Source organism: Campylobacter concisus, from assembly GCF_050447485.1.
GTDB lineage: Bacteria > Campylobacterota > Campylobacteria > Campylobacterales > Campylobacteraceae > Campylobacter_A > Campylobacter_A concisus_BQ.
The window spans coordinates 1-239 of the sequence record NZ_JALMFY010000007.1 but is presented as its reverse complement, the minus strand read 5'-3'; the positions used below and the strand labels follow the sequence as shown (position 1 = coordinate 239).

The following is a 239-nucleotide window of genomic DNA, read 5'->3' as shown; positions in this document are numbered from 1 at the left end:
GCAAATCCTCTGCCATGTTCTCCAGCTCTAGCTGCTTCTATTGCAGCATTAAGAGCTAGAAGGTTTGTTTGATCTGCTATATCTCTAATGATAGTTATGATGTTTTTAATTTCATCACTTTGTCTTATAACATCAGCTGTCTTTTGAGAGATGGCATTCATTGAGCTACTCATTTGCTCAACTGCTGCTGCGCTTTCTTGTAAGCTATTTGCTTGAGTATTTGCTGAGCTTGCTACTTT

General features: G+C 38.5%; 1 protein-coding gene. It reads right to left on the bottom strand.

Going from position 1 to position 239, the window contains the following annotated elements; genetic code table 11:
- A partial coding sequence (locus MTT29_RS09930; RefSeq protein ID WP_429800546.1) for a methyl-accepting chemotaxis protein occupies nucleotides 1-239 on the bottom strand: 239 nt, incomplete at both ends.